General features: G+C 61.5%; 16 protein-coding genes and 1 tRNA gene. 9 read left to right on the forward strand and 8 right to left on the reverse strand.

What is annotated here, in order from left to right; translation table 11 throughout:
- Positions 1-175: 175 nt before the first annotated feature.
- The 8 genes from NKI67_RS18580 to NKI67_RS18615 all read left to right on the forward strand — a co-directional run bounded on the left by NKI67_RS18580 (position 176) and on the right by NKI67_RS18615 (position 4,523).
- Positions 176-610 (forward strand): DUF2948 family protein, encoded by a 435-nt coding sequence (locus NKI67_RS18580; RefSeq protein WP_023677407.1) that lies wholly within the window; start codon positions 176-178, stop codon positions 608-610.
- Positions 611-614: 4 nt separating this feature from the next.
- On the forward strand, positions 615-1,907 hold the full coding sequence (hisD, locus tag NKI67_RS18585; RefSeq protein ID WP_023677406.1) for a histidinol dehydrogenase: 1,293 nt from the start codon (positions 615-617) through the stop codon (positions 1,905-1,907).
- Between the two features lie 2 nt (positions 1,908-1,909).
- Positions 1,910-2,395, forward strand: a complete 486-nt coding sequence (locus tag NKI67_RS18590) for a UPF0262 family protein (RefSeq protein WP_023677405.1) — start codon at positions 1,910-1,912, stop codon at positions 2,393-2,395.
- A gap of 1 nt (position 2,396) precedes the next feature.
- Entirely contained in the window at positions 2,397-2,864 is a 468-nt protein-coding gene (locus NKI67_RS18595) for an arsenate-mycothiol transferase ArsC (protein ID WP_280952102.1), read from the forward strand.
- Positions 2,865-2,953: 89 nt separating this feature from the next.
- Positions 2,954-3,172, forward strand: a complete 219-nt coding sequence (gene infA / locus NKI67_RS18600; protein WP_006200926.1) for a translation initiation factor IF-1 — start codon at positions 2,954-2,956, stop codon at positions 3,170-3,172.
- A 25-nt stretch (positions 3,173-3,197) separates the two neighbouring features.
- Positions 3,198-3,827 carry a Maf-like protein gene (locus NKI67_RS18605; RefSeq protein ID WP_023677403.1) on the forward strand — a complete coding sequence of 210 codons (630 nt, stop codon included), beginning with the start codon at positions 3,198-3,200 and terminating at the stop codon, positions 3,825-3,827.
- Positions 3,824-4,015, forward strand: a complete 192-nt coding sequence (gene yacG, locus NKI67_RS18610; protein ID WP_023677402.1) for a DNA gyrase inhibitor YacG — start codon at positions 3,824-3,826, stop codon at positions 4,013-4,015. The genes NKI67_RS18605 and yacG overlap by 4 nt, the downstream gene beginning before the upstream one ends.
- Positions 4,016-4,447: 432 nt before the next feature.
- Positions 4,448-4,523: transfer RNA gene (locus tag NKI67_RS18615), tRNA-Phe, on the forward strand.
- A 644-nt stretch (positions 4,524-5,167) separates the two neighbouring features.
- Here NKI67_RS18615 and NKI67_RS18620 read toward each other — a convergent pair.
- The 8 genes from NKI67_RS18620 to NKI67_RS18655 all read right to left on the reverse strand — a co-directional run bounded on the left by NKI67_RS18620 (position 5,168) and on the right by NKI67_RS18655 (position 13,290).
- Positions 5,168-5,782, reverse strand: a complete 615-nt coding sequence (locus NKI67_RS18620) for a class I SAM-dependent DNA methyltransferase (RefSeq protein ID WP_245274725.1) — start codon at positions 5,780-5,782, stop codon at positions 5,168-5,170.
- Positions 5,783-5,999: 217 nt separating this feature from the next.
- Positions 6,000-6,755: an AAA family ATPase gene (locus tag NKI67_RS18625; protein ID WP_051406149.1), complete on the reverse strand. Its 756-nt coding sequence runs from the start codon at positions 6,753-6,755 to the stop codon at positions 6,000-6,002.
- 912 nt (positions 6,756-7,667) lie between these two features.
- Positions 7,668-9,260 (reverse strand): gamma-glutamyltransferase, encoded by a 1,593-nt coding sequence (ggt, locus tag NKI67_RS18630; RefSeq protein WP_023677397.1) that lies wholly within the window; start codon positions 9,258-9,260, stop codon positions 7,668-7,670.
- Between the two features lie 21 nt (positions 9,261-9,281).
- Positions 9,282-10,001 carry an ABC transporter permease gene (locus NKI67_RS18635; protein WP_023677396.1) on the reverse strand — a complete coding sequence of 240 codons (720 nt, stop codon included), beginning with the start codon at positions 9,999-10,001 and terminating at the stop codon, positions 9,282-9,284.
- Complete coding sequence (locus NKI67_RS18640; RefSeq protein WP_023677395.1) at positions 9,998-10,711, reverse strand: ABC transporter permease; 714 nt, start codon at positions 10,709-10,711, stop codon at positions 9,998-10,000. Before NKI67_RS18640 ends, NKI67_RS18635 begins: the two co-directional genes overlap by 4 nt.
- An 85-nt stretch (positions 10,712-10,796) precedes the next feature.
- Positions 10,797-11,642: a transporter substrate-binding domain-containing protein gene (locus NKI67_RS18645; protein WP_023677394.1), complete on the reverse strand. Its 846-nt coding sequence runs from the start codon at positions 11,640-11,642 to the stop codon at positions 10,797-10,799.
- 85 nt (positions 11,643-11,727) lie between these two features.
- Complete coding sequence (locus NKI67_RS18650) at positions 11,728-12,399, reverse strand: GntR family transcriptional regulator (RefSeq protein ID WP_031211973.1); 672 nt, start codon at positions 12,397-12,399, stop codon at positions 11,728-11,730.
- A gap of 513 nt (positions 12,400-12,912) precedes the next feature.
- The gene (locus tag NKI67_RS18655; RefSeq protein ID WP_023677392.1) at positions 12,913-13,290 is read right to left on the reverse strand and encodes a VanZ family protein; all 378 of its coding nucleotides are present in this window, start codon (positions 13,288-13,290) and stop codon (positions 12,913-12,915) included.
- 166 nt (positions 13,291-13,456) lie between these two features.
- Between NKI67_RS18655 and NKI67_RS18660 the strand changes: the two genes are divergently transcribed.
- A complete protein-coding gene (locus NKI67_RS18660; protein ID WP_023677391.1) occupies positions 13,457-13,699 on the forward strand; it encodes a hypothetical protein in 243 nt (80 codons plus the stop codon).
- The last annotated feature ends 108 nt before the right edge of the window (positions 13,700-13,807 follow it).

Raw genomic sequence — 13,807 nt, forward strand, 5'->3', positions numbered from 1 at the left:
GAGGTTGCGGCCAGCCCCTACACCCGTCCCCTATACGGGAGAAGGTCCCGGCAGGGGGATGAGGGGCGGCGCCGACCGGAGCGATTGCCTGGCCAAGACCTCCGGCGCGGTTGCACGAGCCGGAAAGACCGCCTAACAGAAGGTCGAATAATCAACTCGCAGGTGCGAATTCCGCATGAATGGCCTCAAGCTTGTCGCGCTCGACGATCAGGATCTGAGCATCATCTCGGCGCATCTCCAGGATGCCGTCATGAAGGTCAGCGATCTCGAATACCTGCCTTCGGTAAAGCGCTTCGTGCTGACCATGAACCGCTTCGTGTGGGAGGCGAAATCCGGCTTCTTGCGCCAGCACAATGAGCGGCGGCAGGCCGTGCTGCATTTCGACCGGGTGCTCGGCGCCAAGACCAGCGGCATTGCCCGCGACAAGCCGGACGAAGTGCTGTCGCTGCTGGCGATCAGCTTTCTCGCGCTCGACAAGCCGGCCGGCATCGTCGAGCTGATCTTTTCGGGCGGCGGCGCGATCATGCTCGATGTCGAATGCATCGAGGCACGGCTTGCCGATGTCGGCGGCGCCTGGGAAGCGACGTCGCGCCCGGTCCACAGGGTTTGAGCCGATGGCCATCACGCTTCGCCAGTCCGACGCCGATTTCGAGCAGCGCTTTGCCGCGTTCCTGCTGACCAAGCGGGAAGTCTCGGCCGATGTCGACGCCGTGGTGCGCGAGATCATCGCCAAGGTGCGTGCCGAGGGCGACGCGGCGCTGGTCGGGTACACGCAGAAATTCGGCGGCGGTGACCTGGCCAGGCTCGGCATCGCCGTCTCCAGGGACGACATTGCCAAGGCTTATGAGGCCGCCGATCCGCAGACGGTCGAGGCGCTGAAATTCGCGCGCGAGCGCATCCGCTCCCACCACCAGCGGCAGCTGCCGCAGGACGACCGCTACACCGATGCCGCCGGCGTCGAGCTCGGCTCGCGCTGGACGGCAATCGAGGCCGTCGGGCTCTACGTGCCGGGCGGCACGGCGAGCTATCCGAGCTCGGTGCTGATGAACGCGGTACCGGCCAAGGTCGCCGGCGTCGAGCGCATCGCCATAGTGGTGCCGGCCTCCGGCGGCGAGGTGCCGCCGCTGGTGCTGGTGGCAGCCGACCTTGCCGGTGTCTCCGAAATCTACCGCGTTGGTGGCGCCCAGGCGATCGCGGCCCTTGCCTATGGTACCGAAACGATAAAGCCCGTCGCCAAGATCGTCGGCCCCGGCAATGCCTATGTCGCGGCGGCCAAGCGCCAGGTGTTCGGCACGGTCGGCATCGACATGATCGCCGGGCCGTCGGAAGTGCTGGTTGTCGCCGACGGCAGCAACGATCCGGACTGGATCGCCGCCGACCTGCTCGCCCAGGCCGAACACGACGTGTCGGCGCAGTCGATCCTGATCACCGACGACACTGCCTTTGGCGCGGCGGTCGAACAGGCGGTCGAACGCCAGTTGCAGAACCTGCCGCGCGGAGAAACGGCGGCGGCGAGCTGGCGCGATTTCGGCGCCGTGATCCTGGTGCCGACGATCGAGGCAGCACTGCCGCTGGTCGACCGCATCGCGGCCGAACATGTCGAGCTTGCCATCGACGACCCAGAGGCCTTCCTGGCGCGGATGCGCAATGCCGGTGCGGTGTTTCTCGGCCGTCATACGCCGGAAGCCATCGGCGACTATGTCGCCGGCTCCAACCACGTGCTGCCGACGGCGCGCTCGGCGCGCTTTTCGTCCGGGCTTTCGGTGCTCGATTTCGTCAAGCGCACCTCGGTCCTGAAGCTCGGGCCGGAGCAATTACGGGCGCTGGCGCCGGCGGCGATCACGCTCGCCAAGGCGGAAGGCCTCGATGCGCATGGGCGCTCCGTCGCCATCCGGCTGAACATGTAGAAATGTCCGACTACGACCAAACCCGCGCCAGGCTGATCGATGTCGAGCTCGACGAGACGATCGGCCGCTCGACGCCCGATGTCGAGCATGAGCGGGCGGTGGCGATCTTCGACCTGATAGAGGAGAACCGCTTCCAGCCGGTCAATGACGACGGCGCCGGCCCGTACCGGCTGAAACTGTCGCTGGCCGAATCCCGGCTGGTGTTTGCGGTGGCGCGCGAGGACGGCGCAGCCGTGGTCACCCACATCCTGTCGCTGACGCCGCTTCGGCGCATCGTCAAGGATTACCACATGATCTGCGAAAGCTATTACGATGCCATCCGCACCGCGACACCCAGCCACATCGAGGCGATCGACATGGGCCGGCGCGGCCTGCACAATGAAGGCTCGCAGACGCTGATGGACCGGCTTGCCGGCAAGATCGAGATTGACTTCGACACGGCGCGCCGGCTGTTCACGCTGGTTTGCGTGCTGCACTGGCGAGGCTGAACTGGCCGCCCCGCTGCCCCGCCCGATCCTGCCCCGCTCGATCCTGTTTGTCTGCGGCATGAACGCCGTGCGCTCGCCGATGGCCGAATTGCTGGCGCGCAAGGTGCTTCCGCCCACCACCTTCGTCGCCTCGGCGGGAGTGCGCGGCGGCGAACGCGATCCGTTCGTTGATGCCGTGCTGGCCGAAGAAGGGCTGTCGCTCGGCGAACGGCACCCGAGAACGATGGACGACCTCGAGGACGATTATTTCGACCTGATCGTGACGCTGGCGCCGGAAGCTCACCACACCGCGCTCGAGCTCACCCGCTCGCTGGCCGTCGAGGTCGAGTATTGGCCGATGCCCGACCCGACCGGCGTCAGCGGCACGCGCGAGCAGATCATGGCCGCCTACCGCGACGTGCGCGAGCGGCTGAAGGCGCGGATCGGCCGCCGTTTTCTCGGCAACGGGGCTAAAAACGCCGCGGATTAAGCATGTTCACAAGCGGACGTTTATCATATAGGTTCCGCGCAACTTTCCGGCCGGGGCGCTGGAAGTACCCATCCAAGCAAAGGTATCGAATGCCGAAGGAAGAAGTCCTCGAGTTTCCGGGTGTCGTGACGGAACTGCTGCCCAACGCGATGTTCAGGGTCAAGCTCGAAAACGAACATGAAATCATCGCCCATACGGCCGGCCGCATGCGCAAGAACCGCATCCGCGTTTTGACCGGCGACAAGGTCCTGGTCGAGATGACGCCCTACGACCTGACCAAGGGCCGCATCACCTACCGCTTCAAGTAAGTTCAAGGACCCGGCCGGGATCGCGATGGGCATTTTGCAGAAGCTCGTGCTTGCCTCGGGTTCGCCGCGCCGGATCGAGCTGCTGCAGCAGGCCGGCATCGAGCCGGACCGTGTGCTGCCGGCCGATGTCGACGAGACGCCGCTGCGCGCCGAGCACCCGCGCTCGCTGGCCAAGCGCCTGGCAACACAGAAGGCCGAGAAGGCGCTGGCTTCGCTGAAGACCGAGACGGACTACCTGCCGAGCTTCGTGCTGGCCGCCGACACGGTGGTTGCCGTCGGGCGGCGCATCCTGCCCAAGGCCGAGACGCTCGACGACGCCGCCAACTGCCTCGGGCTTTTGTCCGGCCGTTCGCACCGGGTCTATTCCGGCATCTGCCTGATCACGCCGGGCGGCAAGCAGCGCTTGCGGCTGGTGGAGACCAGGGTGCGTTTCAAGCGGCTGCCGCGCGAGGAGATCGAGGCCTACATCGCATCCGGAGAATGGCGCGGCAAGGCCGGCGGCTATGGCGTCCAGGGGCTTGCCGGCGCCTTCGTCGTCAAGCTTGTCGGCTCCTACACCAACGTCGTCGGCCTGCCACTCTACGAGACGGTAGCGCTTTTGAGCGGCGAAGGGTTTAAGGTGCACGCCAACTGGCTGTCGGGTGCGCGGATATGAGCCCGGACGACAAGGTCACGCCGTTGCGGCCCAAGCGGCCCTGCCCCGAATGCGGCAAGCCATCGGCGCGCGAAACCTACCCGTTCTGCTCGACGCGCTGCAAGGACATCGACCTCAACCGCTGGCTGAAGGGGGTCTACGTCATCCCGGGCCGCGACGACGAAGACGAGAACGACGACCAGAAATAGCGCCGTCCACCTGCGGTTTTCCACAGGCTTGGGACGGTTTCGCAGCCGCGATCGTGACCGATGATCGGCCTTGCGGACTGCCTGTCGTTTCCCGCCTGAAATCAATGTCCAGAACTTGTTCCATCCGGGCACTGTCGGACGGAACAGGTTCTGGCGTTTTGTTTGAGCATGATCTTTTCCGAAAACCGGATTCCACTTTTCGGGATCATGCTTTTTGTTTGAGCATGATCTTTTCCGAAAACCGGATTCCACTTTTCGGGATCATGCTTTTTGTCTGAGCATGATCTTTTTCCGAAAACCGGATTCCACTTTTCGGGATCATGCTCTAAGCGCTGGACAGGCCGAATTCCCGTGCTATAACCCACGCGCTTTCAAGGGGTGCCGACGGCGCTTTCATGAACCCGGTGTGCAGATTGCCGCCCGCCGGAGCAGGCCCAGATAGCTCAGTTGGTAGAGCAGCGGACTGAAAATCCGCGTGTCGGTGGTTCGAATCCGCCTCTGGGCACCACTACTTCCTCATATAAAATCACTCAATGGCTTGCGGTGTCGCCAACTTGGCGACTTACGGCATTTCATGTCGCGCCGTGTTGCGAACTGTTACCGTTGATTTTCAAGGGTTTCCTGCGACTGTCGGCAACTCCACGCGACATGAACGCGACATGGGCACGCGTAAAGCGCGCCGTAGCCGCTTTCAGACGTTCTCTCATGCGTCTTTATGGTTCGAGATGCGTGGGCACTGTCTGCGAGAGGCTTACAGGCCGGCAGGTGCGGCATCGGGCCAAACCGGAGTTCATACGCAGGCATTACGAGGAATTCGCGTCCCGCAATCGGCAGGGAGATACTTGAACCTCAAGACGTCTGGAAATTACGGCGCGAACCCGCGTTACGTTGCCGGAATCCCCCAACCTACGAAAGTACCTCGCGACGTCGGGATGCTTGCGATCGTCCTGCCTCAAAAGGGCAAGTGCATCGTTGGTCACCGGCGAGCGCCGTCGCCAAACGCACTGATGAGCAGAGGCGAGCAGCGCTTTGTCTGATTGAGCCAAGCGAAGCGCAGCCAAAAACGACACTCGATACTTTCCTGCCAATAGCTTCAACAAAGACCAGCCTCATGGCAAATGCTCGGTTTCAAATTTCATGTGCCCGCCGGCTTTACCGCTTTCTGGCAACCACCAGGAAATTCTGCGCAAGCTCCGCCGGAATCCTGGCACTTGCGCAGATCCTTTCAAACGGCACGATCAATATTTCGCAGAGTCTTGGCAGCAATTTCCCGGGTCGCGGCAAAAAACCGTACCCAACTATCCGCTCGACAATAAAGCCGTTTGCAATGAGCGTCTGCTCGTATCCTTTAATGCTCAAAGTGTGGCGGACTGTCCCTCCTGCATAACGGTTCAGAATGCGGCAGACCAGCCCTATTGGCGAGGTCGCATTCATGTGGATATTCGAGATTAGCAATCCACCTTCGTTCAAATGCGCGCTGATGGCCGACAGTGCATCCTTCCTGAGCTCATCTTCAGCATTGAGGAAGAATCTGAATGCCGTGACCACGTCGAACCTTTCGGCGAGCGGAGAGAGCGTAATATCAGCGCGGACCAATTTCACGTTCTTCGGAACCCGTGCGCTAGCCAGCATAGATTGGGAGATGTCAACGCCGACGACTTCACCAAAAAATTGAGCTGCGATATTTGCTATGCGGCCTGTGCCGCATGCGAAGTCCAGGCATTTCCGGTTCGGCCCGCCGACAGGCAGGAGAGTACGTTCGACCAAGGGCTTTTCGATACCCGACCACAGAGCTGCATAGTAGCCGGACCGGAACGTGTCGGAGTAATGGGCACCGTACCCATCCGTCTGGTGGCTTGCTCGGTAATCCCGACGAGCGGGTGCACGGTTCTCATGGACGCTGCCTAACGGTCGCCGCTGCGCCCGTAGAAATCTGCGAATGCCAACGAACGATCTCACCGTGAGCACCATGCAACTCGCGCCTCTAGTCTGGCCCGACGCATGCCGTCGCGGGCAATCCGTGCCCCACGATGCGCGCGACGACCTGTTCGAAATTGCGTGGGTCGAGGCCGTCGACACGCATCAGCGGCCATTTGTCTTGCAGGCATTGGCCGATCTCCCTCGCGATATCCGCTTGCTTCAGGCCCCTGACCACTCCGACTTCGAGAAGGCGCTCGAGGTACGGCTGCCGCGCATACCGCTCAATGAGGCGGTGGCGCAGCGTTTCCCCGGGCGCGTCGACTTGAATGAGGAGATCCGGTCGCGGCAGGAACGTCATGCAATTACGAACCATGTCGATACTTGGATTTCGTGCCAACAGGACGAGCGCACACAACGCCTGAACGATGCCCTCTTCGAAAATGAAGTACCCTTCTGAGGCCTGCGCCGTATTCCAGGCTTCGAAGAGCAAAACGACGTCGATCTTCAGACGCAACGCCCATATTCGACTTTTTGGAGGGATCGATGCCAAAAGCCGCGCAGCGGCCCCCTCGCTCGGCGGGGTCGAGAACAAGACCGGACTCGCGGTGGCGAGCTTGTGCACCAGACGCTGGATGCCATGGCGTGTCTCCGGGCCTTCATCCTCGACCGAATCGACTTCGCTGCCGAAAGACACAAAATCAATCCGGCGATAGCCATTGACTGTCTTCACACGGATGTCGCGTTTCGCCAGCTCACGGCAAAGGGCGCGGAGAAGGGTCGTCTTGCCTGCACCAGGCGGACCGAACAACTCGATAATCATGTAGGGACCTCCCGAACAGGAAACAGAAAGATCGGATGAAGCGAGCTCGCCCGCTCCGGCCGTGTGGCGAGCGTAAACACTCTGGCATCCGCCTGGCCGAGTTGACCCCGCTCGCTGGCATCCTGCTGACGCCGCAAAAAGATTTGGAGGAGATGCGATGCGGCGGGAACTGCCTTTCCATGGCGTGCAGTCCCGCCTGTCGAGCCGCGACAGCGTTGCCGGTTGACTTGAGAACTTGCAATTGCTTCTCGATCGCCTGCGCTTGCGGCTGGTTGACACGCCTGTCGCTGTCGAACTGGCTCGTCGCCCGTGCCATCTCCTGATCGATCGAGCGCCCCACGGTTGCCCGTTGGTCGACGTCGGTCGTCGTGGCTTCCAGGCGTGCGAGCCTCGACGACGCCGACCCCGCCGCCTGCGCCAACACCTCCGTCGTCGCGCCGCTTGCGCCCATAGGAACATGGACCTCAGAAAGTCTCTAAATTGCCTGGTGATCGGAGCTTACTAGGAGTGCCGAACCATACCATCATCCATCTGAATGACTGTCGGCACCACGGCACGCGTGTTTGGGCGCTGAACAGGGCAACGAGTTCAGGCCGAGCGGGCGCTTTTGGCTTGACGCGACACAAACGCGACATTCGGCCTAAAATTTGAACAATATCAATCACCGACAGCGAACTGAAAATCCGCATGTCGGTGGTTCGAATCCGCCTCTGGGCACCATTTTTCCCTGTACGGCCCGGAGATATGGGTAACAGTTTGTACCTAAGACATGGGTGACAACCTCGCGCCGATCGGATTGTCGATGGCGTGCAAGAATTATCTGGACCATGGCGCCAGCGGCTCCTGCTCGCCGGCCAAATGTCGATGAAGAGCATCTTCGGCATCTTGGCTCCCGCTCTGGCCATAACCGCTCTACAGACCGAGGGCGCAGCCGTCCTTGCGCGGTTCAGAACCGCCCAGCAGGGTCCCGTTTGCCCAATCGATGCGAATGGCCTGCGCACCGCCGATCGGGTCCGTGGCGGGAATGATTTCGAAACCGCGTCGGCTAAGTTCAGCTACGGTTTCGCCAGCGAGCCCGTGTTCGGCCTGGACGTTCATGGTGCCGCTGACGGGGGCGACCCGCGGCAGATCAATCGCCTCCTGCAGATCCATCCCGAAATCGAGCACCTTCGTCAGCAGGTGCGCGTGGCCCATTGCCTGGTAGTAGCCGCCCATAACGCCGAAAGGCATTTCTGCCCGGCCGCCTCTCGCAAGCATCCCGGGTATGATGGTATGCAAAGGTCGCTTGTTCGGCGCCACTGCATTGGGGTGCCTGGGGTCAAGCGAAAAGCTTTGCCCGCGATTGTGCAAGACGACACCGGAGCGTGGCGAGACCAGGCCCGAGCCAAAGCTGTCGAAGACCGAGTTGATGAAACTGACCGCATTGCGATCCTTGTCGACAACGGAAATATAGACCGTGTCGCTGTGCAGCGGCATATCGAACGCCGGCAGGTCCGCGCGGGCGCGCTTTAGGTCAATCATGCCGGCCAGACGATCGGCCCAGGCATTCGACAACATGTCGGCCACCGGGACCTCGGACGCATCAGGATCGGCGACGAGCAGGTCACGCGCGGCGTAAGCGAGGCGTGTTGCTTCGATTTCCAGGTGAAGCCGGTCCGCGGATTGCGGGTCGCCGTGCGCTTCGAAGCGCGAGAGGATGTTTAGAATGAGCAGCGCGATCACACCCTGGCCATTCGGCGGACATTCGAACACATCGCAGCCTCGGAACGCGGTGCTGATCGGGGTCACGTATTCGCCTGTTGCCGAGGCGAAATCTTCGAGTGTGTGCAATCCGCCGAGCCCACGAAGATAGGCGACCATGTCTCCGGCCACAGGGCCGGTGTAGAAGGCCTCTCGTCCCTTCTTGGCGATCAGCCGCAGCGTTGCAGCCAACTCAGGCTGGCGATGCACTTCGCCAACGCCTGGCGCGCGGCCGTTTGGCAGGAAAATCCGTTTCGCGGCTACATCGGAGGCCAGAAGTTCTTCTTCCAACGCCCAGTCACGATGGACCCGCGGTGAAATGGCGTAGCCTTCCTCGGCGAAACGTATAGCGGGGGCCAGGATTTGATCGAAAGGCATATGCCCGTGATCAGCGTGCAATCTGGTCCAGGCATCGATCGCTCCCGGGATGGTGACGGAGCCAGGAGAATTGCGGGCCACCTCCGCCATGCCACGTTCGAGGAACCAGTCAATCGTGAGGGCGGCGGGTGTCCTGCCCGATCCGTTGTAGGCGATGACTTCGCCGGATCCGTTTCGCGACAGAAGAGCGAAGCAGTCGCCCCCGATGCCGGTCGAGGCTGGCTCGACGACACATTGCACCGCGCAGGCTGCGATGGCGGCATCCATGGCGTTGCCGCCGGCCGCCATGATCTCCACCGCCGTCAGGGTCGCCGACGGATGAGAGGTGGCGGCCATGGCCTCGCGTGAAACGACGACCGAGCGCGTTGGTTTCTCAAAATTTCGCATGCTATGCCCTTCTGATCGTGCTCAAGAGGCGGCGTCGCTCATCGTCGAGGGGCGGTGCCGCAGATGCCGCGACATCCAGTATTCGAGTGCCGCCAAGGCACGGATGATCGCGAAGTTCAAAGTGAGATAAATGGCGCCCGCGCAGATGAAGACTTCAAAGGCGCGGTAGGTCTGGGCGATCAATCCCTGGGCAATTCCAGTCACCTCCATCAAGGTCACGATGGAAGCCAGAGACGTGCCCTTGATCATTAGGATGATTTCATTGCCGTAACTCGGCAGCGCCTGGCGAAAGGCCAGCGGCAGGATAACGTGCCGATAGGTCAAATAGGTGGACAGGCCGACAGACCGGGCCGCCTCGACAAGGCCGCGTGGCACCGATTGAATCGCGCCGCGGAGGATTTCGCTGCCATAGGCGGTGGTGTTGAGTGTCAGCGCGATGATTGCGCACCAGTAGGGTTCGCGGAAAACGGCCCATAATCCAATTGCCGACAGTTGGTGCCGGAACTGACCAAGGCCATAATAGGTCAGAAAAATCTGCACCAGCAGAGGCGTGCCCCTGAACACGGCAACGAAGCCACGGATCGGCAAGACGACGAAGGGCGATTCCGATTGCTGGGCAAGCGCCAATGTGACGGCAAGAACGAAGCCGGCAACGATGGAAGTCAGGGCCAGTTCCATCGTGAGCGGCAGGCCGGCGAGTAGCTTCGGCAGGATTTCGAGGAAAAAACTGAAATCTATCATGCCGACCGGACGCGCCACGGCGCCTTCCGTTCCAGACGGTAAAAGGCGTGGCCCGTGACGGAAGCGATAGCCAGATAGAGCAAGGCTGCAGCAATGTAGAAGATGAACGGTTCACGGGTCGAACCTGCAGCGATCTGCGCCTGGCGCATCAGTTCAACGAGGCCGATTACCGATATCAGCGACGAGTCCTTCAGAACCAACTGCCACACATTGCCGAGACCTGGCAGCGCGTATCTCAGGAGCTGGGGAAAAATAACCTGTCGCAGTCGCTGCAGCCGGTTGAGACCAAGCGCGCAAGCGGCATCGTGCTGTCCCTGGTCGATGGCGAGGTAAGCCCCTCGATAGACCTCGGCTTGATAGGCGCCCGAGATGATCGCGATAGCCAAGGTTCCAGTGGCAAAGGCCGGAACGCCGACGAATCCGGACCCGCCCAGGCTATGACCAAGCGAGGTCAGGGCGACGCTTCCTCCGTAGTAAAGCAGATAAATGGTCAGAAGGTCGGGCACGCCCCTGAAAACCGTGCAATAGCCAAGGGCCAAGAACCTCAATACCTTGGAGTTGCGGAGACGCCCGGCCGCTGCCAGCCCGCCAAAGACAGCGCCAAGCGCAAAGCCCAGCACAGACAGGAGCACTGTGACCGAGGCCGCCATGAGAAGAGCAGCCCCCCAACCTCCGTGCTGGAAACCAAGCAGCCGGAATGCGTCAACCATTGATACCCCCGGCATTGATACCCCCGGCAGGACGAACGGCTCAGCTCCGGAACGTGGTCAGGAATGGCCGTTCGCCGGCAAGCGCTTACTTGACTGGAGTGACGTCGCTCTTGAGCCATTTAAGTGACAGGGTTTTGATCGTGCCGTCGGCGGTCGCGGCGTCGATGGCGCCGTTGAGCATGTCTTTCAGCTTGGTGTCCTCTTTGCGGATACCGGCCCCGGAGCCAAGACCGAAGAGACCCCCGACAAATCCTGGTCCTGCAAGCGTATAGTCGCTGAACTCCGGCTTGCTCAGCGTGGCGGCCAGCGCTGTCTGTTGCGCGAAGAGCGCGTCGATGCGACCCGCGGCGAGATCGAGATCGTGTTGCTCGGTGGTCTTATATTCGCGAATCTCGGCGACGTCCGAGAAGTATTTTTTCACAAATTCCAGGTTCGCCGTTGCAGCCTGAACTCCAATGATCTTTCCCTTCAGCAATGGCTTGAGCTTGTCGATTGCCGCCTGCGCAGAGGCTTCATTCTCCAGCTTGAACCGCTCGTTGGAAATGCCGAGCTTGCCCAGTTCGCTATCCTTGGCGACCGCGAAACCTGAGGGATCCACCGCATATGGCTGGGTAAACTCAATGATCTTCAGACGTTTTTCAGTGATGAACATGCTCGCCATGATCACGTCGAACTTGCCGACGGTCAGCGCGGGGATCATGCCGTCCCAGTCCTGTGCGACGATCTTGCACTCGATCTTCATTCGCCCGCACAGATCATTGGCGAGATCGACTTCGAAGCCGTCCAGCTTGCCGTCGGCTGTTGTGAAATTCCAGGGCGCGTAGGCTCCTTCGGTGGCAATGGTAATTGCCTTTGGTGTTTCTTGTGCAACGGCGGCCTGGACCAGGCCGAACAGGACCGACGCAATGGCTGCGATGCGGCTAATTTTCATATCATTCTCCTCTTTTTGCCGGTATGGCAGTTCCCTTTCGTCGTGCCGGATTATCTTCCGGCTTCAACGAGTTAGATGGTATTCCCTAGCGGCGGCCGGGACTTGCGAAGTTGGCCAGAAGCGGCGCCGTCTCGACGATATGATCCCGCATGACGATCTCAGCCTTGCCGGCATCACCTGACCGCAGCACGTCGATCAGGATCTCGTGCTCGGCACGCGCGCTGGCGGGCTTGTCGACATAGTCGAACCAGATGCGCAGGTAGGGCTCGATCACGACGTGCAGGCTGGCGATCTGCCGGACCAGCTTGGGCCGGTTGCTCAATTGGCAAATCTGCAAATGGAAGGCCTGATGGCGCACGACCCAGTCGCTGCTGCCGGTCTGGCTGGCGCGCTCCATCCGGTCGAGCTGGCGTTCCAGTTCTTCAAGCACTTCGACATCGATGTGCGGCATGGCAAGCCTCACCGCCAGCCCTTCGAGCACCGAGCGTATTTCAAATGTTTCGTAGATCTCATCGAGGGTAAGCCCGGCGACGATGCAGCCACGGTTCGGGCGAATGAGCACAAGACCTTCCGCGGCCAGTTGGCGGAATGCTTCGCGAACCGGCATGCGGCTCATGCCGATTTCCGTCGCGATCTCTTCCGGGATCAGCCGGTCCCCGGCCCGATAACGCCCCATCCTCAGGGCCCGCTGAATGTGGCGATAAGCTTCCTCCTCGGCGGTCGTGATGCCCAACGGCTCGATTGCGTCAGCTGCCATGTCTTGGGTCCGATCAGAGCGTATCTGTGTATCCACTTATCCAGTTCTCGAAACCTGTGTCAAGCACCGATGCTTGGGCGCTTTGGAATTTCTCTTGTGAGAATAAGCACTTGGTAGGGGAAATCGGGCTAAGCACACTGTGATCGGCTAAGCCGCTGATCGGCCTACTTTTCAACATCCGGCAAAAAGGCCCGCCGCTCCATTTGCGAAGCGGCGAGGCCCCATATTCGGGGACGATTGCCGGGATTCCCCGGCATTGCCTACAGTGCAATTCAGGTGCCAGAATTGTTGACCCAAAACGGGTCACCGCACCGGAGGCGCGAGCGCGGACCTTCCGCGATCACGCTACTGCCGCGCATTGCCGTTCCTGCTATGTTACTTTGCGGCGGACGTAATTTTTCCGCCTGGCCGGCGCCCCATCAGGCAACTTACCCCAACGCGCCCCCCAAGTGGCGCCGGCCATTTTCCCCTTATTGGGGCATGGGCGCGCCGATTCCGTTATGCGCTTTCGAGCTATGGCAATCCGCCGGCGAGCCGCTTTGTCCAGCCTGCAACCATCAGTCCGCACGCGATTCCCGCGCAGTCGGCCACCCAGTCGAATAAATCCGGGTCGCGCCCTATCAGTTGCACGGCCTGAAGCCCCTCGATCGCCGCACCCGTGAGAACGAGGAGTACGATCAGCTTCGCCTTGCGTTCCGGCCAGCCGAGACTTCCGAGAGCCGCCAGGACGACGAAGGCGGCGGCGTGATTGAGCTTGTCGTGATCAAACGTGAAAGCCAGGCCAAGACCCTGCAGGAGTTGCTCCGGCAGAAGGGCGAACAGCAGAACGCCGGCAAACGCGGCCGGAAAGGCAATCCTTGCCACGATCTGATAAGAATCCAGGCGCAACAAGGATAGAATGGCCTTTCGTCCGAAATCTGCAGGGAACACCGGCCGCTGAATCGAGAGCGAGCGCTGCGTCCAATTTCCGCCGTCGGGGCGTCCGGTGCATCGTCAGAATGAATGAATGCCTCGGGTCAGCCGCTGGGCAGGCCGAACTGCTGGGGAGGGCTCTGCAATGGTGCGGCTTCCGCGATCACGCAATTACCTGCTGCGCCAGCGCGGCTACTATCTGGCTGCGGCGGACCTGATTTCCGCTTGGCCGGCGCTGCGTCAGGGCACCTTACCCCATGCCACACGAATCAGCGCCGGCCAGAATTCCATCGATTGCGTGATGACCGACCCGCGTCAAAAAAGCCCGCCGCCCTGTCGGACGACGGGCTCCGTTGCCTGGGCGCCAGGGCGCCGCGGTAGCGACTGATGTTACTAGTGCTCCCGCAGGTCTCCAATATGCTGCCGCCGCATGGCGTTGCGCATCGGCTAAACAAACGAAGCCCGCGCCTCTGGCGGAGGGCGCGGGCCGACCGGG

This window comes from Mesorhizobium sp. M0408 (assembly GCF_040321495.1).
In the GTDB taxonomy this organism is placed as follows: domain Bacteria; phylum Pseudomonadota; class Alphaproteobacteria; order Rhizobiales; family Rhizobiaceae; genus Mesorhizobium.

Excerpts from the sequence above, each read along its gene's own strand:
- NKI67_RS18590 (WP_023677405.1), top strand. The coding sequence starts at position 1,910 with ATGTCCGACTACGACCAAACCCGCGCCAGGCTGATCGATGTCGAGCTC.
- NKI67_RS18640 (WP_023677395.1), bottom strand. The coding sequence starts at position 10,711 with ATGGTTGACGCATTCCGGCTGCTTGGTTTCCAGCACGGAGGTTGGGGG.
- yacG (WP_023677402.1), top strand. The coding sequence starts at position 3,824 with ATGAGCCCGGACGACAAGGTCACGCCGTTGCGGCCCAAGCGGCCCTGC.
- NKI67_RS18580 (WP_023677407.1), top strand. The coding sequence starts at position 176 with ATGAATGGCCTCAAGCTTGTCGCGCTCGACGATCAGGATCTGAGCATC.
- ggt (WP_023677397.1), bottom strand. The coding sequence starts at position 9,260 with ATGCGAAATTTTGAGAAACCAACGCGCTCGGTCGTCGTTTCACGCGAG.
- NKI67_RS18650 (WP_031211973.1), bottom strand. The coding sequence starts at position 12,399 with ATGGCAGCTGACGCAATCGAGCCGTTGGGCATCACGACCGCCGAGGAG.
- NKI67_RS18660 (WP_023677391.1), top strand. The coding sequence starts at position 13,457 with ATGGTGCGGCTTCCGCGATCACGCAATTACCTGCTGCGCCAGCGCGGC.
- NKI67_RS18625 (WP_051406149.1), bottom strand. The coding sequence starts at position 6,755 with ATGATTATCGAGTTGTTCGGTCCGCCTGGTGCAGGCAAGACGACCCTT.
- NKI67_RS18635 (WP_023677396.1), bottom strand. The coding sequence starts at position 10,001 with ATGATAGATTTCAGTTTTTTCCTCGAAATCCTGCCGAAGCTACTCGCC.
- NKI67_RS18645 (WP_023677394.1), bottom strand. The coding sequence starts at position 11,642 with ATGAAAATTAGCCGCATCGCAGCCATTGCGTCGGTCCTGTTCGGCCTG.
- hisD (WP_023677406.1), top strand. The coding sequence starts at position 615 with ATGGCCATCACGCTTCGCCAGTCCGACGCCGATTTCGAGCAGCGCTTT.
- infA (WP_006200926.1), top strand. The coding sequence starts at position 2,954 with ATGCCGAAGGAAGAAGTCCTCGAGTTTCCGGGTGTCGTGACGGAACTG.
- NKI67_RS18605 (WP_023677403.1), top strand. The coding sequence starts at position 3,198 with ATGGGCATTTTGCAGAAGCTCGTGCTTGCCTCGGGTTCGCCGCGCCGG.